Annotated in this window: 18 protein-coding genes and 1 other RNA gene; 4 read left to right on the top strand and 15 right to left on the bottom strand. The window is 59.8% G+C overall.

Annotated elements, in window-relative coordinates; all coding sequences use genetic code 11:
- Positions 1-4 precede the first annotated feature (4 nt).
- From mraY to rsmI, 9 genes are all read right to left on the bottom strand, one after another.
- Entirely contained in the window at positions 5-1,087 is a 1,083-nt protein-coding gene (mraY, locus tag ACIO0C_RS26395) for a phospho-N-acetylmuramoyl-pentapeptide-transferase (RefSeq protein WP_008016698.1), read from the bottom strand.
- On the bottom strand, positions 1,087-2,454 hold the full coding sequence (murF, locus tag ACIO0C_RS26390) for a UDP-N-acetylmuramoyl-tripeptide--D-alanyl-D-alanine ligase (protein WP_401316583.1): 1,368 nt from the start codon (positions 2,452-2,454) through the stop codon (positions 1,087-1,089). The genes mraY and murF overlap by 1 nt, the downstream gene beginning before the upstream one ends.
- Entirely contained in the window at positions 2,447-3,910 is a 1,464-nt protein-coding gene (locus ACIO0C_RS26385) for a UDP-N-acetylmuramoyl-L-alanyl-D-glutamate--2,6-diaminopimelate ligase (protein ID WP_401316580.1), read from the bottom strand. Before ACIO0C_RS26385 ends, murF begins: the two co-directional genes overlap by 8 nt.
- Positions 3,910-5,649: a peptidoglycan D,D-transpeptidase FtsI family protein gene (locus ACIO0C_RS26380; protein WP_401316666.1), complete on the bottom strand. Its 1,740-nt coding sequence runs from the start codon at positions 5,647-5,649 to the stop codon at positions 3,910-3,912. The genes ACIO0C_RS26385 and ACIO0C_RS26380 overlap by 1 nt, the downstream gene beginning before the upstream one ends.
- Positions 5,649-5,942 carry a cell division protein FtsL gene (gene ftsL / locus ACIO0C_RS26375; RefSeq protein ID WP_008060267.1) on the bottom strand — a complete coding sequence of 98 codons (294 nt, stop codon included), beginning with the start codon at positions 5,940-5,942 and terminating at the stop codon, positions 5,649-5,651. The genes ACIO0C_RS26380 and ftsL overlap by 1 nt, the downstream gene beginning before the upstream one ends.
- Positions 5,939-6,886, bottom strand: a complete 948-nt coding sequence (rsmH, locus tag ACIO0C_RS26370) for a 16S rRNA (cytosine(1402)-N(4))-methyltransferase RsmH (protein WP_008060265.1) — start codon at positions 6,884-6,886, stop codon at positions 5,939-5,941. Before rsmH ends, ftsL begins: the two co-directional genes overlap by 4 nt.
- On the bottom strand, positions 6,883-7,338 hold the full coding sequence (gene mraZ, locus ACIO0C_RS26365) for a division/cell wall cluster transcriptional repressor MraZ (protein ID WP_033040298.1): 456 nt from the start codon (positions 7,336-7,338) through the stop codon (positions 6,883-6,885). The genes rsmH and mraZ overlap by 4 nt, the downstream gene beginning before the upstream one ends.
- 356 nt (positions 7,339-7,694) lie before the next feature.
- Positions 7,695-8,048: RNase P RNA component class A (gene rnpB / locus ACIO0C_RS26360), an RNA gene on the bottom strand.
- A gap of 77 nt (positions 8,049-8,125) precedes the next feature.
- The gene (gene rsmI / locus ACIO0C_RS26355) at positions 8,126-8,998 is read right to left on the bottom strand and encodes a 16S rRNA (cytidine(1402)-2'-O)-methyltransferase (RefSeq protein ID WP_401316576.1); all 873 of its coding nucleotides are present in this window, start codon (positions 8,996-8,998) and stop codon (positions 8,126-8,128) included.
- A gap of 208 nt (positions 8,999-9,206) precedes the next feature.
- Here rsmI and ACIO0C_RS26350 point away from each other — a divergent pair, with 208 nt between their 5' ends.
- From ACIO0C_RS26350 to ACIO0C_RS26335, 4 genes are all read left to right on the top strand, one after another.
- Positions 9,207-11,018 carry a penicillin-binding protein activator gene (locus ACIO0C_RS26350; RefSeq protein WP_401316573.1) on the top strand — a complete coding sequence of 604 codons (1,812 nt, stop codon included), beginning with the start codon at positions 9,207-9,209 and terminating at the stop codon, positions 11,016-11,018.
- Positions 11,018-11,380 (top strand): YraN family protein, encoded by a 363-nt coding sequence (locus ACIO0C_RS26345; protein ID WP_401316663.1) that lies wholly within the window; start codon positions 11,018-11,020, stop codon positions 11,378-11,380. The genes ACIO0C_RS26350 and ACIO0C_RS26345 overlap by 1 nt, the downstream gene beginning before the upstream one ends.
- Positions 11,381-11,484: 104 nt before the next feature.
- Positions 11,485-12,078, top strand: coding sequence for a phosphoheptose isomerase (locus ACIO0C_RS26340; RefSeq protein ID WP_007972584.1), 594 nt, complete (start codon positions 11,485-11,487; stop codon positions 12,076-12,078).
- Entirely contained in the window at positions 12,075-12,653 is a 579-nt protein-coding gene (locus ACIO0C_RS26335; RefSeq protein ID WP_401316569.1) for a BON domain-containing protein, read from the top strand. The genes ACIO0C_RS26340 and ACIO0C_RS26335 overlap by 4 nt, the downstream gene beginning before the upstream one ends.
- A 164-nt stretch (positions 12,654-12,817) precedes the next feature.
- Here the strand turns inward: ACIO0C_RS26335 and ACIO0C_RS26330 are convergent, their stop codons facing one another.
- From ACIO0C_RS26330 to rpsI, 6 genes are all read right to left on the bottom strand, one after another.
- The gene (locus ACIO0C_RS26330) at positions 12,818-13,231 is read right to left on the bottom strand and encodes a ClpXP protease specificity-enhancing factor (protein ID WP_401316566.1); all 414 of its coding nucleotides are present in this window, start codon (positions 13,229-13,231) and stop codon (positions 12,818-12,820) included.
- A gap of 16 nt (positions 13,232-13,247) precedes the next feature.
- The gene (locus ACIO0C_RS26325) at positions 13,248-13,865 is read right to left on the bottom strand and encodes a glutathione S-transferase N-terminal domain-containing protein (protein WP_007972581.1); all 618 of its coding nucleotides are present in this window, start codon (positions 13,863-13,865) and stop codon (positions 13,248-13,250) included.
- A 150-nt stretch (positions 13,866-14,015) separates the two neighbouring features.
- The gene (locus ACIO0C_RS26320; RefSeq protein ID WP_401316563.1) at positions 14,016-14,798 is read right to left on the bottom strand and encodes a cytochrome c1; all 783 of its coding nucleotides are present in this window, start codon (positions 14,796-14,798) and stop codon (positions 14,016-14,018) included.
- Positions 14,798-16,009 carry a cytochrome bc complex cytochrome b subunit gene (locus ACIO0C_RS26315; protein WP_401316560.1) on the bottom strand — a complete coding sequence of 404 codons (1,212 nt, stop codon included), beginning with the start codon at positions 16,007-16,009 and terminating at the stop codon, positions 14,798-14,800. Before ACIO0C_RS26315 ends, ACIO0C_RS26320 begins: the two co-directional genes overlap by 1 nt.
- Positions 16,009-16,602, bottom strand: coding sequence for a ubiquinol-cytochrome c reductase iron-sulfur subunit (gene petA / locus ACIO0C_RS26310; RefSeq protein ID WP_008060255.1), 594 nt, complete (start codon positions 16,600-16,602; stop codon positions 16,009-16,011). The genes ACIO0C_RS26315 and petA overlap by 1 nt, the downstream gene beginning before the upstream one ends.
- Positions 16,603-16,870: 268 nt before the next feature.
- Positions 16,871-17,263: a 30S ribosomal protein S9 gene (gene rpsI / locus ACIO0C_RS26305; protein ID WP_003228056.1), complete on the bottom strand. Its 393-nt coding sequence runs from the start codon at positions 17,261-17,263 to the stop codon at positions 16,871-16,873.
- Positions 17,264-17,320 lie beyond the last annotated feature (57 nt).

Below are 17,320 nucleotides of genomic sequence, written 5' to 3'. Positions count from 1 at the left end.
GTTTCTACCTCAGTTTCAGGGTGGCAAGGCCGATCAGCACGAGAATCACGGTGATGATCCAGAAACGGACAATCACGCGTGGCTCGGGCCAGCCCTTGAGTTCAAAGTGGTGGTGAATCGGTGCCATGCGGAACACACGGCGACCGGTCAGCTTAAAGGAAGCAACCTGAATGACGACTGACAGGGTTTCCATCACGAACACGCCGCCCATGATGAACAGGACGATTTCCTGGCGGACGATCACCGCGATGGTGCCCAGGGCCGCGCCCAGCGCCAGCGCGCCGACGTCACCCATGAAGACTTGTGCCGGGTAGGTGTTGAACCACAGGAACCCCAGGCCAGCGCCGATCAACGCACCGCAGAACACGATCAGCTCACCCGCGCCCGGTACATAAGGGATCAGCAGGTATTCGGCGAATTTCACGTTACCCGACAGGTAGCAGAAGATCCCCAGGCCACCGCCGACCATCACGGTCGGCATGATTGCCAGGCCGTCGAGGCCGTCGGTCAGGTTGACCGCGTTGCTCGAGCCTACGATCACGAAATAGGTCAGGACGATGAAACCTGCGCCCAACGGAATGCTGTAATCCTTGAGCATCGGCAGGATCAGCGTGGTTTCCACCGGGGTGGCGGCAGTCATATAGAGGAAGATCGCCGCACCCAGGCCGAACACCGACTGCCAGAAGTATTTCCAGCGGCTCGGCAAGCCACGGGAGTTCTTCTCGATCACCTTGCGGTAGTCGTCGACCCAGCCGATGGCACCGAACAACAGGGTCACCAACAGGACGACCCAGACATAACGGTTGGTCAGGTCAGCCCACAACAGGGTGCTGACGCCGATGGAGGACAGAATCAGCGCGCCGCCCATGGTCGGGGTGCCGGACTTGGACAGGTGCGATTGCGGGCCGTCGTTGCGAACGGACTGGCCGATCTGACGGTTCTGCAGGGTGCGGATCATCCACGGGCCATAGCACAGCGACAAAACCAACGCGGTCAGTACACCGAGAATCCCGCGCAGGGTCAGGTACTGGAAGACCGCGAAGCCTTTGTAGAACTGTTGCAGATACTCCGCTAGCAGCAGCAGCATTAATGTTTCTCCAGACTGGCACCGCACAAAGCGGCAACGATGTTTTCCATCGCAGCGCTGCGCGAACCCTTGATCAAAATGGTGGTGTTTGTGTCTTGCTCGGCCCCCAGGGCCTTGATCAGTTCAGCCTGCGTGCTGAAGTGAAAGGCTTGGGATCCGAAGGCGTTGACGGCGTGAATCATCATTGGCCCAACGGCGTACAACGCAGAAACCTTGCCACGGGCGTATTCGCCCACGTCGCGGTGCCCCTGCTCCGCCCAATCGCCCAGCTCGCCGATATCCCCGAGCACCAGAACGGTGCGACCGGAAAAGCCGGCCAGTATATCAACGGCAGCGCACATGGAGGTGGGGTTCGCGTTATAAGTGTCATCGATCACGCGCATGCCGTTGCTGGCCAGTTGCGCGACCGTGCGACCCTTGACCGGTTGCACCGCACCGAGGCCGGTGGCGATGCCAAACAGCGACACACCCAGGGCATGGGCGGCAGCTGCGGCGGCCATGGCATTGGCGACGTTATGGGTGCCGAGCAGGTTCAATTGAACGCGCTCCACACCTTCAGGCGTGTGCAGGTTGAATGCAGGGCAACCGCGAGCGTCGCGGTCCAGATCACTGGCGTAGAAATCAGCACTGACATTACTCAGGGCGAATGTCAGCACCTTGCGCTCGCCAGCTCGGGTCTTCCAGATGCCAAAAGCCTTGTCGTCCAGATTGAGAACGGCGACGCCATCGGCCGCCAGCCCATCAATGATCTCGCCCTTGGCCTCGACGATTTTTTCCGGCCCGCCAAACTCGCCGACATGGGCGGTCCCGGCATTATTCAGAATGGCCACATGGGGCTTGGTCAGGCCAACAGTGTAGGCAATTTCACCCAGGCGCGAAGCACCGAGCTCGATCACGGCGGCAGTGTGTTCCGGTGCCAGTTCGAGCAGGGTCAAAGGCGCGCCAAGATCGTTGTTCAGGTTGCCACGGGTGGCCAACACCGGCCCGCGAGTGCGCAGGATGCTCGCGAGCATTTCCTTGACCGTGGTCTTGCCGCTGGAGCCGGTGATGGCAGCGACTGGCTGGGTGAACGCCGCGCGATTCAGCGCGCCCAGTTGCCCCAACGCCTGACGGGTATCGCTCACCAGCAATTGCGGCAGCGTGCTGTCGGCGACTTCGCGCTCGACCAGGGCTGCCACGGCGCCTTTGGCCGCGACTTCATTGAGGTAGTCATGGCCATCAAAGCGCGGACCGGCCAAGGCAATGAACAGCTGGCCCGGCTTGATTGCACGGCTGTCGATGCTGACGCCGTCGAAGCTCGCATCAGCGGCGATCAACCGCCCGTTCAGTGCGCCAGTCAATTCACTCAGTTTCAAGGCCTTAAGCATGGGCCACCTCCCACGCGGTCAAGGCATGATCGGCCTCGACCAGATCGGAAAAGGCATGGCGCTCGCCATTGATTTCCTGATAGTCCTCATGACCTTTACCGGCCAGGACAATCACGTCATCCGCCGACGCACCGGCGATCAACTGGGCAATCGCCTGGCCACGACCGGCAACGAAGGTCACTTTATCCACAGCGGTGAAGCCGGCACGGATGTCGTCGAAAATCACCGACGGGTCTTCGGTGCGCGGGTTGTCGTCGGTGACCAGTACGCCATCGGCCAGACGCTCGACCACTTCGGCCATCAGCGGACGCTTGCCGCGATCGCGGTCGCCGCCACAGCCGAACAGGCACAGCAGCCGGCCTTTGACGTGAGGGCGCAGGGCCGTCAGGACTTTTTCCAGGGCATCCGGGGTGTGGGCGTAATCGACCACCACCAACGGCTGGGTACCGCCACCCAGGCGCTGCATGCGTCCGGCCGGGCCTTCGAGCTTCGGCAGCACCTTGAGAATTTCATCCAGGGCGTAATCCAGACCGAGCAAGGCACCAATCGCCGCCAAGACATTGCTCAGGTTGAAACGACCCAGCAACGTGCTGCGCAGGTGGTGTTCGCCCTGGGGCGTGACCAGCGTGGCGCGCACGCCTTCGTCGTCGAATTGTGCCTGGCGGCAATAGAGGTAAGCGCTGCTGTCGAGCAGGCTGTAGGTGATCAGCCGCGATTCGCGTTTGTCGGCGGCCAGTTGCCGGCCAAACTCGTCGTCGAGGTTGATCACCCGGCATTTCAGGTCGTTCCAGGCAAACAGCCTGGCCTTGGCTTCGCCATAGGCCTGCATGGAGCCGTGGTAGTCCAGGTGGTCGCGGGACAGGTTGGTCATCACGGCCACATCGAATGCCAGCGCGGTGACCCGGCCCTGGTCCAGACCATGGGATGAGACTTCCATGGCAACCGCCTTGGCCCCGGCCTTTTTCAGGTCGCCCAAGGTCGCTTGCACCGCAATCGGGTTGGGCGTGGTGTGCAGGCCGCTTTCCAGCGCGCCATGAAAACCGCTGCCGAGGGTGCCGACAATGCCGCAATGCTGGCCCAGCAGATCCAGCGCCTGGGCCACCAGCTGGGTCACGCTGGTCTTGCCGTTGGTGCCGGTCACACCCACCAGTTTAAGGTGATGGCTCGGCTCGCCATAAAAGCGCCCGGCGATATCCGACAGCTGCGCCGCCAGCCCCTTGACCGGAATCAACGGCACATCAGTGATCGGCAGCACCGTGGCGCCTTCCACTTCATAAGCCACGGCCGATGCGCCGCGCGCAAGCGCATCGCCGATGTGCGCACGGCCATCGAATCTGCCGCCCGGCACCGCGAGGAACAAGTCACCGGCGCGTACGTTGCGACTGTCCAGCGCCAATTCACGGATCAACAGATCGTGGCCGGCGTGGGGGAAAATCTTGTTCAGGCTCATGGACATCAGCCGCGCCCTCCATTGGCTTTCGGTGGAACGACCGGCGTTGCGTTCGCTTGTTGGGTAGGTGGCAGGTTGTCCGGGGTGATGTTCATCAGACGCAGGGTGCCGGACATCACGCGGCTGAACACCGGCGCAGAGACCAGGCCACCGAAGTAACCGGCCTTGGTTGGTTCGTCGATAACCACCACGATGGCGTAACGCGGATCGCTCATCGGGCCGAAACCGGCGAACAGCGAGCGGTAGGAGTTCTCGGCGTAGCCTTTGGTACCGACCGAGGTTTTACGCGCGGTACCCGACTTGCCGCCCACGTGATAGGCCGGCACCTGCGCACGGAATACGCCGCGCGGCGCTTCGATCACTTGCTGCAGCATGCCTTGCATGGTTTTCGCGACCGCTTCCGGCAGCACCTGGGTGGTCTGCGGAGCTTTGTCGGTTTTGATCAGTGTCAGTGGCGCCAGGCGACCGTTGTTGGCCAGCGCCGAGAAGGCGTGAACCAGCTGGATCGCCGTCACCGAAACACCGTAGCCATAGGACAGGGTGGCGGTTTCAGCCTTGCGCCATTCGCGGTAGTTCGGCAGGTTGCCGACACGCTCGCCCGGGAAGCCCAGGCCAGTATCCTGGCCAAGACCGAGTTTCTGTGCGAGCCGGAAAATCGTTTCGCCACCGATATCGAACGCGATCTTGCTCATGCCGACGTTACTGGAATTGATCAGGATGCCGGCCAGGTCGAGCACCGGACCTTCACTCTTGGATACGTCCTTGATGGTGTACTTGCCGATCTGCAACGAGCCCGGATATACCTCGACCGTGTCGCTCGGTTTCCAGCGCCCGGTTTCGATGGCGGCGCTCATGGAGATCGCCTTCATGGTCGAACCCGGCTCGAACACGTCGATCATCGCTCGGTTACGCATCATCGCCGGTTGCAGGTTGCGACGGTTGTTCGGGTTGTAGGTCGGCTGGTTGACCATGGCGAGGATTTCACCGGTCTTCACATCCATGATTACCAGACTGCCAGCCTTGGCGCCGTTCTCGATGATCGCATTGCGCAATTCGCGGTTGGCCAGATACTGCAGGCGCAGGTCAATGGACAACGCCAAGGGCTTTCCGGCCTTGGCGTTTTTGGTGACCTGGACATCCTTGATCAACCGGCCGCGCCGGTCCTTGATCACTTGTCGTTTGCCGGGGACCCCGGCCAGCCATTCATCGTAGGCCAGCTCGACGCCTTCTCGGCCGTGGTCATCGATGTCGGTAAAGCCGACCATATGGGCCGTGACCTCACCGGCCGGGTAGAAACGGCGGAACTCTTCGATCCCGTAGACACCCGGCACTTTCAGGTCGAGTACGGCCTGACCTTGTTCAGGCGTCAGCCCGCGCACCAGATAAATGAATTCCTTGTTGGCTTGTGCCTCAAGGCGCTCGGCCAGGGCTTTTGGGTCTTGTCCCAGCGCGGCAGCCAGTGCGGGCCACTTTTCCTTGGCCAGTTGCATTTCCTTGGCATTGGCCCACAGGGTGGTGACCGGGGTACTGACGGCCAAAGGCTCGCCATTACGGTCGGTGATCAGACCACGGTGCGCCGGAATCGGAATATGCCGAACGCTGCGCGCATCGCCCTGGCCTTTAAGGAAGGCACGGTCGACCACTTGCAGATCAATGATGCGCCAGGCGATCGCTGCCACCATGACGCCAAGCAGGCCCAGCACCAGGCGGAAGCGCCATGGAAAAAGAGCGCCTTCGAGTTTCATCATGGCGCCACCATCTGCACTTCGGCGGCGCCGGGAATGCGCATTTTCAGCTGTTCGGTGGCCAGCACTTCGATACGGCTATGGGCGGTCCAGGTGCTTTGCTCAAGAATCAGGCGACCCCATTCGGCCTGCGCCTTGTCGCGCACGCTCAACTCGTTGTACAGCGCGTTCAGCAACTGGCGGTTCCAGTGTGCGCTGTAGGACACGCCAATGGCCGACACGAGCACGCCAACGAACAACAGCAGCATGAAAAAGCTTCCGCCGGGCAGTGGCTTGGCGAAAAGCTTGCTCACCGCAGCTTCTCCGCCACACGCATGACAGCACTACGGGAACGTGGGTTGGCCTTGAGCTCGGCGTCGGAGGCCGTCTGCGCTTTGCCGTGGATTTTGATTTTCGGTTCGAAAGCGACGTGCCGAACCGGCAGGTTGCGTGGCAGGTTGTCGGCTTCGCCTTTGACCAGCTTGCGCATGAACAGCTTGACGATGCGATCTTCCAGCGAATGGAAGCTGATGACCACCAGGCGACCGCCCACTTCGAGGCTCTCCAGCGCCGCTTCGAGGCCGGCTTCCAGATCGCCCAACTCGTTGTTGACGTGAATGCGCAGGCCCTGGAATGCACGGGTTGCCGGGTTCTTGCCCTTTTCCCAGGCCGGATTCGCGACCTTCAGGACTTCAGCCAGATCGGCGGTGCGTTCGAACGGCTTGATATCGCGACGTTCGGCCACGGCACGGGCCATGCGCCCGGAAAAACGCTCTTCGCCGTATTCCTTGAACACCCGGGCGATTTCTTCCACGGGCGCGGTGTTGACGAATTCGGCAGCGCTGATCCCGCGGGACGGGTCCATGCGCATGTCCAGCGGACCATCGTTGAGGAAACTGAAACCGCGCTCCGGATCATCCAGCTGTGGCGAAGAAACGCCAAGATCCAGCAACACACCGCTGACCTTGCCGTTCATGCCGCGCGCGGCAACTTCCGCACCCAGCTCGGCAAAGCTGCGCTGCACAACGACAAAGCGGCCGTCTTCGGCCGCTAGCGTCTGCCCGGTGGCAATCGCTTGAGGGTCTTTGTCGAACCCGAGCAACCGACCATCGGGACCGAGCCGACTGAGGATCAACCGGCTGTGTCCGCCGCGTCCGAACGTGCCGTCCAGATAGCAGCCATCAGGACGTACGGCGAGAGCCTCGACGGCTTCGTCAAGCAGTACGGTGATGTGGTTAAAGCCGCTATCTATAGTCACAGTATCAATTCACGCAGTTCGTCAGGCATCGCGCCCGGTTCTTGAATAGCAGCCAGGTCAGCGGCAGCAACCGCATCCCAGGCATCCTCGTCCCACAATTGGAACTTGTTGAGTTGGCCTACCAGCATCGCGCGCTTATCCAACTTGGCATATTCACGAAGACGCGGCGGAACCAGAAAACGACCACTGCCATCGAGCTCGAGGTCGACGGCATTACCAATCAATAAACGTTGCAGACGGCGGTTCGCTTCGTGAAGCGAAGGCAGTGCGCGCAGTTTTGTTTCAATAATTTCCCACTCATCGAGGGGGTAAACACACAAACACGGATCAACGGCATCAATCGTGACGATTAACTGACCGGAACTGCGCGAAACCAGCTCGTCACGGTACCGGCTCGGCATGGCGAGACGGCCCTTTGCATCGAGACTGATAGCGTTGGCTCCGCGAAACACGTCAGCGTTTCTCCAAATTCTAGCGTTTTTAGCTCAAAAAACCCACTTCATGCCACTTTCCGCCACTTGCGCACACTATAGGAATGCGCCCACTGCACCGTCAAGGCGCGGATCAAAGGAAAACCCTTACAGAACTGAGATTTAGGAGCATATAGAGGGGAACAAGCAGGATCAGGCGGATGAAACTGCCCAACAACTTGAATCAGCACGGGAGGCTGCGTTCAGAAGTTAAAGTGATTTATTAAGAGTAAGATTTTTTTGATATTACGAAAGTGATAATGAGGACGTTTGAGAAAGGAGGGAAATTGCCACCATCGAACCCCTGCTCAATGATTTAAGCAGAGGGGAGAAAAAAGGTGGAGAGTCGATCTGTAAGCCGGGTTCTGTCTTGAACAGTCATTCGTCTACGATGGCCATCACTGGACACCTTTAGCAACCTACCCGGTCCCAGCGCGGGCCACGCCTTGGGACCCTATTTGGTCTTGCTCCAAGTGGGGTTTACCTAGCCACGAACTGTTGCCAGACGTGCGGTGCGCTCTTACCGCACCTTTTCACCCTTACCGGCGCCGAAGCGCTTAGGCGGTTATTTTCTGTGGCACTTTCCGTAGGCTCACGCCTCCCAGGCATTACCTGGCACTTCGCCCTATGGAGCCCGGACTTTCCTCCCCCCCCTAATTTTCATAGAGGGCAGCGACTGTCCGATCGACTCTCCGCTGCGAAGGTTAACGGCAGAGCGGCCGAAGAACAAGTGATAAACGCCTCCAGCCACACCAGCGCGTCGGGTTTTTTACTCGCCTTTCTGTTTATCCAGCGCAACCTGATAGAGAACATTCTTGCGTTCGCCGGTAATTTGCGCGGCCAACGACGCGGCACGCTTGAGCGGCATCTCTTCGAGCAACAGATCGAGGATGCGCATCGCTTCACTGCTGACAGCGCCTTCCTCCTCGGGAGCGGTCCACCCCGCCACCAACACCACACACTCGCCACGCTGCTGGTTACTGTCCGACTCGACGAACTCGCGCAACTGGGCGAGCGGCAAGCCCTTGAGCGTTTCGAACGTCTTGGTCAGCTCCCGCGCCAGCAATGCCGGGCGCTCGGCGCCGAACACCTGCTCCATGTCCTGCAGGCATTCGAGGATACGATGCGGCGCCTCATAGAAAATCAGTGTGCGCGGTTCTTCCTTGATGAGCTCCAGACGCGCACGCCGCCCCACCGCCTTGGCCGGCAGGAAGCCTTCGAAGATGAAGCGGTCCGACGGCAAACCCGCCGCCGACAGGGCCGCAATCAACGCGCAAGCCCCCGGCACCGGCACCACATTGATGCCCGCTGCTCGCGCCTGACGGACCAGGTGATAGCCCGGATCGGAAATCAGCGGCGTGCCGGCGTCGGAAATCAGCGCGACATCGTCACCTGCAAGCAAGCGGGTAATGAAGCGGCTACCCTCATCCCGCTCGTTGTGCTCATGACAGGCCGCCAGGGGGGTGGGAATGCCGAAGTGCTGCATCAGGCGCTGAGAATGACGGGTGTCCTCGGCGGCAATCAAGGCGACCTCACGCAGAATCTTCAGCGCCCGGGCGCTGATATCGTCCAGGTTGCCGATGGGCGTCGCCACCACATAGAGCGAGCCAGCAGCGGAATTCAAAGCACCTGGAGCAGTCAAAGCGCACACCTCATGATCGGTAAAACGGCCATTGTAGCGCGTAGCGACGCTCGCGATATGGGCAAGCAGCACCCGTTTTTGCAGCCTTTTGTGCCGCACGGCAACATTTACACCCGCTAAATTGGTCGATTCGCACCACCGACATCGCGCCCCGGCCAGTGCTTGGGTACAATTCCACGCTAATTTGATCGAGTATCAGGAACACTACATGATCGCTTGCCTGCGGCTGTTCTCTGCCCTATGCCTCGCTGCCTTGCTGGCGGCTTGCGCCAGCTCGCCCTCCTCCAGCCTTGGCGAACTTCCACGGACCCCGGATGCCAGCATCGAGCAACTGCTCGAAAAGGCCGCCCAAAGCAAATCGCCGGAAGACGCGGCGCTGCTGCGCCTGAGCGCAGCCGACCTGGCCTATCGCCAGGGCAATGCCGGCCAGTCCGCGCAGATCCTGCAACAGGTTCCCGTGGAAACACTGAAGCCGGGCCAGCAGATCTTCGCCAACACCCTGGCGGCTGAACTGGCCATGACCCGCAACCAGCCCAAAGCCGCGCTGACCGCCTTGAGCCATCCAAGCCTGCAGCGCCTGGGTGAAATGCCGGAGGAGCAGCAAGTGCGCACCGGCACCGTTCGCGCCCGCGCTCTTGAAGCCGATGGCCAGACCCTCGCCGCCGCACGGGAACGCATCTTCATCGCGCCGATGCTCAGCGATGAAGCGGCCAGCAAGAACCACGAGGCGATCTGGGTCCTGATCGCTTCGCTGCCCACCGACCAATTGCAACCGACCACCACCGACGATCTTGGTGGGTGGATGGCATTGGCGCTGGCCGTGAAATCTGCCGGCACTCTCGAACAGCAGCAGGCGGCAATCGACAACTGGCGCGCCCAGAACCCGAAACACCCGGCCGCCAAACAGCTGCCACTGCCACTGACCAACCTCAAGGACCTGGCCAGCCAGCCCCTGAGCAAAATCGCCCTGCTCCTGCCGCAGGACGGCCCGCTGGCATCGGTCGGTAAAGCATTGCGCGAAGGCTTCATGGCCGCCCACTACCAGGCGCAACAAGCCGGGCAGAAACCGCCAGCCATCGAGTTCTACGACAGCTCGCGCCTGACCTCGCTCGACGAGTTCTATCGCAAGGCCCAGGCCGATGGCGTGCAACTGGTCGTAGGCCCACTGGAAAAACCCCTGGTCAAACAGCTCAGCGCCCGCCCGCAGCTGCCGATCACCACCCTGGCACTGAACTACAGCGAAGGCGCACAAGGACCGGCCCAGCTGTTCCAGTTTGGCCTGGCCGCTGAAGACGAAGCCCGCGAAGTCTCCCGCCGTGCTCGCGCCGACGGCCTGCATCGCGCCGCTATCATGGTACCCAAGGGAGAATGGGGTGACCGGGTTCTCAAGGCGTTCAGCCAGGACTGGCAAGCCAATGGCGGCAGCATCGTCGCCACCGAGCGAGTCGACCAGCCGGTACAACTGGCCCAGCAGATTGCCGACATGTTCCAGCTGCGCCAGAGTGAAGGCCGCGCCAAGAGCCTGCAAACCACGGTTGGCTCGCAGGTCGCCGCCCAGCCGTCGCGTCGCCAGGACATCGAGTTCATTTTCCTCGCGGCAACGCCACAACAGGCGCAGCAGATCAAGCCGACCCTGAATTTCCAGTACGCAGGCGACGTTCCGGTCTACGCCACGTCCCACGTTTTCAGCGCCAGCGGCGACGTCAACCAGTACAACGACATGAATGGCGTGCGCTTTTGCGAAACCCCATGGTTGCTGGACGCCAATGACCCATTGCGTCGCCAGGTGACCGCGCAATGGCCACAAGCGGCCGGCAGCCTGGGTCGCCTGTACGCCATGGGCGTGGACGCCTATCGCCTGGCGCCACGCCTGGGGCAACTCAAGGCCCTGCCGGATAGCCGTATCGAAGGTCAATCGGGCAGCCTGAGCATGACCCAGACCCAGCGAGTGGTGCGTGAGTTGCCATGGGCGGAGTTCGTCAATGGCCAGGTTCAACGCTTGCCGAACACCCCACGCTGATGCCTCAAAGGTCACGCCAGCAAAGCGGTAAAGATGCCGAGCGCCATGCGCTCGAGCATCTTCAGCAACACGGCCTGCAGCTACTGGCGCAGAACTGGTTGTGTAAACGCGGCGAGCTTGATCTGGTCATGCTGGAGGGCGATACAGTAGTATTCGTTGAAGTTCGTTACAGAAAAAACACTCAATGGGGTGGCGCGCTCGATAGCATCGATGAGCGCAAACGGCAAAAACTGATTTTTGCCGCACAGTATTTTCTTCAGCGAGAGTCGCGCTGGGCCAACTCCCCTTGCCGCTTCGACGTGGTTGCGATTGACAGCGACCTCGATCAGTTGAACTGGTTGCAGAATGCCTTCGACAGCTGATTGCCTACGCCCCGAACCGGATACCACCACTCAACACTTTTGCTCTTTGCTTTGCGGGCTGCACATTCACGTGCCGGACAGCCGCGCTCATTAAGGTCACACAGATGGACATGCAATCGCGAATTCGCCAGCTTTTTCAGGCCAGTATCGACACCAAGCAACAGGCGATGGAAGTACTTGCACCGCACATCGAGCAAGCCAGCCAGGTGATGGTCAATGCCTTGCTCAACGAGGGGAAGATGCTTTCCTGCGGCAACGGTGGCTCTGCTGGCGACGCCCAGCACTTTTCGTCCGAGCTGCTCAACCGCTTCGAGCGCGAACGTCCGAGCCTGCCAGCCATTGCGCTGACCACGGACAGCTCGACGATCACGTCGATCGCCAACGACTACAGCTACAACGAAATCTTCTCCAAACAGATCCGTGCGCTCGGCCAGCCGGGCGATGTACTGCTGGCAATTTCCACCAGCGGCAACTCGGCAAACATAATTCAAGCGATCCAGGCCGCACATGATCGCGAAATGATTGTCGTAGCATTGACCGGTCGCGATGGCGGCGGCATGGCGTCACTGCTTTTGCCCGAGGACGTCGAGATTCGCGTACCGGCCAACGTCACCGCACGTATCCAGGAAGTCCACCTGCTGGCGATCCACTGCCTTTGCGACTTGATCGACAGCCAACTGTTCGGGAGTGAAGAATGACCCCTAATCGCCTCGGCCTACTGGCCCTGACCCTGTGCCTCTGCATCAGCGGCTGCACCTCGGTGGTTAATGCCAGCCGCGAAGCACCGATTGAAGATGACCGCGGCACCCGCACTTTCGGCAGCAAGATCGACGATTCGTTGATCGACACCAAGGTCGGCGTGAACATCGCCAAGGCCGATCCGGCCCTGGACAACGACTCGCACATCGTCGTCACCAGCTTCAACGGCGTAGTACTGCTCGCCGGGCAAACCCCGCGCGCCGACCTCAAGGCCAAGGCCGAACAAGCCGCTGCTGCCGTGCAGCGGGTGAAGACGGTGCACAACGAACTGCAAGTTCTGCCACCTTCCGGCTTCCTTGCCCGCCAGAACGACACCTGGCTGACCTCCAAGATCAAGACCCAGATGCTCACCGACCCGAACATCCCTGGCTCGCGTATCAAGGTTGTCACCGAGAACGGCATCGTTTACCTGCTGGGCTTGTTGACCAAACAGGAAGCCGCCCAGGCGACGAGCCTGGTGCAAGGGGTTTCTGGGGTGCAGAAGATTGTGAAGCTGTTTGAGTACATCGACTGACCCTCCTCGGCGATCGCGATTCTGAAATCGCCATCGCCCTGTAGGAGCCCGGCTTGCCCGCGAAGGCGGCCGGAAGACAAGCGCAATGTTCGAAGACGCCTTCGCCGGCAAGCCGGGCTCCTACAACAGAAATAAAAAGGGCGATCCTTGCGGATCGCCCTTTTTTATTTCACTACCTTCAAGCTCGGTCGACCGCTTGGCCGCGGCGGCTCGCTGTCCGGAGGTGGGACATCATCATCCGGCTCGATCTCTTCCTCGTCCTCCATGGGCGACTCCAGATCGAACACCATGCCCTGGCCATTCTCCCGGGCGTAGATGCCCAGGATCGAGGCGATAGGCACGTACAGGGTATGCGGCACCCCACCAAAGCGGCCTTCGAAGCTCACCGCCTCGTTGTCCATGTGCAAATGACGCACGGCCTGTGGCGATACGTTCAGGACGATCTGGCCATCACTGGCAAAACCTTGCGGCACCTGCACCGAGGGATACTCGGAATTGACCAGCATGTGCGGGGTGCAATCGTTATCAACAATCCACTCGTAGAGCGCGCGGACCAGATAAGGTCGACTGGAGTTCATATCGGCTCCTTAAGCCTTAGCGCATGTCGCGTTCGACACCAGACAGACTCGCCTGGAAAGCCTCACGCGCAAACTGGCGCTCCATGTAATCAAGCAGCGGCTTGGCTGGCCGCGGCAGTTCTATACCTAGAATCGGCAATCGCCAGAGTATTGGCAATAGGCAGCAATCCACCAGGCTTTGTTCCTCACTGAGGAAAAATGGCTTATCGGCAAATAGCGGCGACACGCCTGTCAGGCTCTCGCGCAGTTCTTTGCGTGCCACAGCACGTGCGGCTTCCTTGGTCCGCGAATCCAGGATCAGATCCACCAGGCCACACCAGTCACGCTGAATACGATGAATCAGCAAACGACTGTTGGCACGTGCCACCGGATAGACCGGCAGCAGCGGCGGGTGCGGGTAACGCTCATCCAGATATTCCATCACCACCGTAGACTCCCACAACGCCAGATCACGATCGACCAGCGTCGGCAGGCTGCCGTAAGGGTTCACTTCGATCAGTTTAGGCGGCTGGCGACCAGCCTCCACGTAAATGATCTCGGCGCTGACACCCTTCTCTGCCAGTACGATTCGCACTCGGTGGGAATAGTGGTCGGCGGGGTCGGAGTAACAGGCCAACCGATTGGTCACGCCCATGGCGATCCTCCTCGCTTGTTGAAATGATCGGAAGCGGAAAAACGAGCGCGCCCAGAGGGCGCCTCCCGTAACGCCTGGCTCACCAGGCTCGTTACATCTTCAGAGGCGCCCTTGGGCGCGCGCGATTAACAGCAATTGCTTAAAGCTTTATCAGTGCACATCTTTCCAGTATTCGCGCTTGAGCAAGTAAGCGAATACGAAGAAGAACGCCAGGTACAGCAATACGTACGTACCGATGCGCTGATGTTGCAGCTTAACCGGGTTAGCCGAGTAAGCCAGGAAGGTTACCAGATTCTTGACCTTCTCATCGAACTGCTCTTCGGTCAGGGCACCACTCTTCGGCACGATGGTCAGCTGATCGCACGCTTCATGAGTCAGCGGCGTACCGGTCAGCGGATCATATTGCTTCTTACCGTCCTCGACGATCTGAACCTGTTTGCAACCGACGACCTGACGACCTTGCAGGCCGACCAGCACGTTAGGCATGCCCACGTTCGGGAAGACCTTGTTGTTCACACCCCATGGGCGCGACGGATCTTCATAGAACGACTTGAGGTAACCGTAGAGCCAATCGGTGCCACGCACACGAGCGACCAGGGTCAGGTCAGGCGGTGCCGCCCCGAACCAGCTCTTGGCGTCAGCCGGCTGCATGCCGATGTTCATGTGATCGCCGATCTTGGCACCGGTGAACACCAGCTTGTCGAGCATCAACTCATGTGGAATGCCGAGGTCATCGGCAACACGCTCGTAACGCTGGAACTTGGCGCTGTGGCAGCCCATGCAATAGTTGGCGAACGTACGCGCGCCATCCTGCATCGCAGCCTTGTCGGACACGTCGATGTCGATTTTTTCCAGCTCCGGGCCAGCTTGTCCAGCAGCGAATGCGAACACCGGCAGCGCCGCAAGCATCAATACAGCAAATAGTTTTTTCATCAGCCAGTCACCCTTTCCGGAACCGGTTTGGTCTTCTCGAGCCTGGTGTAGAACGGCATCAGAATGAAGTAGGCGAAGTACAGGAAGGTGCATACCTGCGACAGCAATGTACGGCCTGGCGTCGGGGCCAGAACACCCAGAATGCCGAGAATCACGAACGAGATGCAGAACACCACCAGCCAGATCTTGCTTATCCAGCCTTTGTAGCGCATCGACTTGACCGGACTGCGGTCCAGCCATGGCAAGACGAACAGCACCGCAATGGCCGCCCCCATGGCGATAACACCAAGGAGCTTGTCCGGGACCGCCCGCAGAATCGCGTAGTACGGCGTGAAGTACCAGACCGGAGCGATGTGCTCAGGCGTCTTGAATGGGTTGGCTGGCTCGAAGTTCGGCTTCTCGAGGAAGTAACCACCCATTTCCGGGAAGAAGAACACGATGAAGCAGAAGATGAACAGGAACACCACCACGCCGACGATATCTTTCACGGTGTAGTACGGGTGGAAGGCAATGCCGTCCAGCGGTATGCCGTTCTCGTCTTTGTGCTTCTTGATATCCACGCCGTCAGGGTTGTTCGAACCGACTTCGTGCAGCGCCAGAATGTGCAGCACCACCAGACCGAGAATGACGATCGGCAACGCCACCACATGCAAGGCGAAGAAGCGGTTCAGGGTGATACCGGAAATCAGGTAGTCACCACGAATCCACTGGGTCAGGTCGTTACCGATGACCGGGATCGCACCGAACAGCGAGATGATCACCTGGGCACCCCAGTAGGACATCTGGCCCCACGGCAGCAGGTAACCCATGAAGGCTTCGGCCATCAGCGCCAGGTAGATCAGCATGCCGAAGACCCACACCAATTCACGCGGCTTCTGGTACGAACCGTAGAGCAGACCACGGAACATGTGCAGATAGACCACGATGAAGAACGCCGAGGCGCCAGTGGAGTGCAGCAGGCGCAGGATCGAGCCGTACTCGACGTCGCGCATGATGTACTCGACGGAAGCGAAGGCTTCTTCCGCCGACGGGGTGTAGCTCATGGTCAGCCAGACACCGGTGACGATCTGGTTGACCAGAACGAGCAGCGCCAGGGAGCCAAAGAAATAGAAGAAGTTGAAGTTCTTCGGGGCGTAGTACTTGCTGAGATGGTCTTCCCACATTTTGGTCGCGGGAAAGCGCGCATCAACCCAATCCATGAACTTGCTCATCACGCTTTCTCCGTATCGACGCCAACGACGATGATGTCATCGGTCTCATAGGAATGCGGGGGAACTGGCAGGTTCAAAGGCGCAGGTTGCGACTTGTAGACGCGGCCAGCCAGGTCGTAGTGGGAGCCGTGGCAAGGGCAGAAATAACCACCTACCCAGTCCTTGCCCAAGTCGGCGGGTGCGACTTCGGGACGGAAGGTCGGCGAGCAACCCAGGTGTGTGCAGATGCCGATCAACAGCAAAACTTCAGGCTTGATCGACCGCGTTTCGGGGTCGACATAGGTCGGTTGTGTCGAGTTCTTGGAGGTCGGGTCAGAGAGCTGGCCCTCGATCTTTTTCAGATTCCCCAGGATTTCCTCGGTACGGCGGACGATGAACACCGGCTGGCCGCGCCACTCAGCAATCATCTGCTGGCCTGGCTCGATTTTGCTGACATTCACTTTCACCGGTGCACCTGCGGCTTTCGCCTTGGCACTGGGAAACCATGACCCCACGAACGGGACCGCAGCCCCCACCGCTCCTGCAGCACCCACCACGGATGTGGCTGCTACCAAGAAGCGACGCCGGCCTGCATTCACGCCGTCATTGCTCATTCAGTCCTCTCCCATCAGCTTTGTGGCCTGTTAAATCAGGCATCTACTAAGTAAAACGCTGTACTTATAAAAATTTTGCCGAATGGTAATGAAAAGCCCCAATTCTGACAAGGTAATTACCCCGGGGCACCACTGCCAAGCCTTGTAGTATAGGGCCTCTGCCGATGTGGCAAGTTGTCACAGCGCAATTCTTTGAGAAAATAACACGCACAAAAAAACGCCCAGCTCCGCGAGGAAACTGGGCGTTCTTTTTGAACGCGGAAGCGAATTAACGCTTCGAGTACTGCGGACGCTTACGCGCTTTACGCAGACCAACTTTCTTACGTTCAACTTCACGTGCATCGCGGGTTACGAAGCCGGCTTTACGCAGAGCGCTGCGCAGAGTTTCGTCGTAGTCCATCAGAGCGCGGGTGATGCCGTGGCGGATTGCGCCAGCTTGACCACTCACACCACCGCCGATCACGGTGACGTAGATGTCGAACTTCTCGACAGTCTCAGTCAATTCCAGCGGCTGACGAACTACCATGCGGGCAGTTTCGCGGCCGAAGAAATTATCCAGCGAACGGTTGTTGATGGAGATGTTACCAGTACCCGGACGCAGGAAAACGCGTGCGGTTGCGGTCTTGCGACGGCCAGTGCCGTAATTTTGAGTCGCCGACATAATGAACTATTCCGTTAAATCTTCAGTTCTTGGGGCTGCTGAGCAGTATGATGGTGT

This window comes from Pseudomonas sp. NPDC087336, from assembly GCF_044744285.1.
Classification (GTDB): Bacteria; Pseudomonadota; Gammaproteobacteria; order Pseudomonadales; family Pseudomonadaceae; genus Aquipseudomonas.
The sequence above is the reverse complement of the archived record's forward strand: the minus strand, read 5'-3'. Positions and strand labels throughout refer to the sequence as shown.

Coding starts and splice junctions, on each gene's coding strand:
- ACIO0C_RS26340 (WP_007972584.1), top strand. CDS start 11,485: ATGGACATGCAATCGCGAATTCGCCAGCTTTTTCAGGCCAGTATCGAC.
- petA (WP_008060255.1), bottom strand. CDS start 16,602: ATGAGCAATGACGGCGTGAATGCAGGCCGGCGTCGCTTCTTGGTAGCA.
- ACIO0C_RS26330 (WP_401316566.1), bottom strand. CDS start 13,231: ATGAACTCCAGTCGACCTTATCTGGTCCGCGCGCTCTACGAGTGGATT.
- rpsI (WP_003228056.1), bottom strand. CDS start 17,263: ATGTCGGCGACTCAAAATTACGGCACTGGCCGTCGCAAGACCGCAACC.
- ACIO0C_RS26335 (WP_401316569.1), top strand. CDS start 12,075: ATGACCCCTAATCGCCTCGGCCTACTGGCCCTGACCCTGTGCCTCTGC.
- ACIO0C_RS26385 (WP_401316580.1), bottom strand. CDS start 3,910: ATGTCCATGAGCCTGAACAAGATTTTCCCCCACGCCGGCCACGATCTG.
- ACIO0C_RS26325 (WP_007972581.1), bottom strand. CDS start 13,865: ATGGGCGTGACCAATCGGTTGGCCTGTTACTCCGACCCCGCCGACCAC.
- ACIO0C_RS26315 (WP_401316560.1), bottom strand. CDS start 16,009: ATGAGCAAGTTCATGGATTGGGTTGATGCGCGCTTTCCCGCGACCAAA.
- murF (WP_401316583.1), bottom strand. CDS start 2,454: ATGCTTAAGGCCTTGAAACTGAGTGAATTGACTGGCGCACTGAACGGG.
- ACIO0C_RS26320 (WP_401316563.1), bottom strand. CDS start 14,798: ATGAAAAAACTATTTGCTGTATTGATGCTTGCGGCGCTGCCGGTGTTC.
- ACIO0C_RS26380 (WP_401316666.1), bottom strand. CDS start 5,649: ATGAAACTCGAAGGCGCTCTTTTTCCATGGCGCTTCCGCCTGGTGCTG.
- ACIO0C_RS26345 (WP_401316663.1), top strand. CDS start 11,018: ATGCCTCAAAGGTCACGCCAGCAAAGCGGTAAAGATGCCGAGCGCCAT.
- ACIO0C_RS26350 (WP_401316573.1), top strand. CDS start 9,207: ATGATCGCTTGCCTGCGGCTGTTCTCTGCCCTATGCCTCGCTGCCTTG.
- mraY (WP_008016698.1), bottom strand. CDS start 1,087: ATGCTGCTGCTGCTAGCGGAGTATCTGCAACAGTTCTACAAAGGCTTC.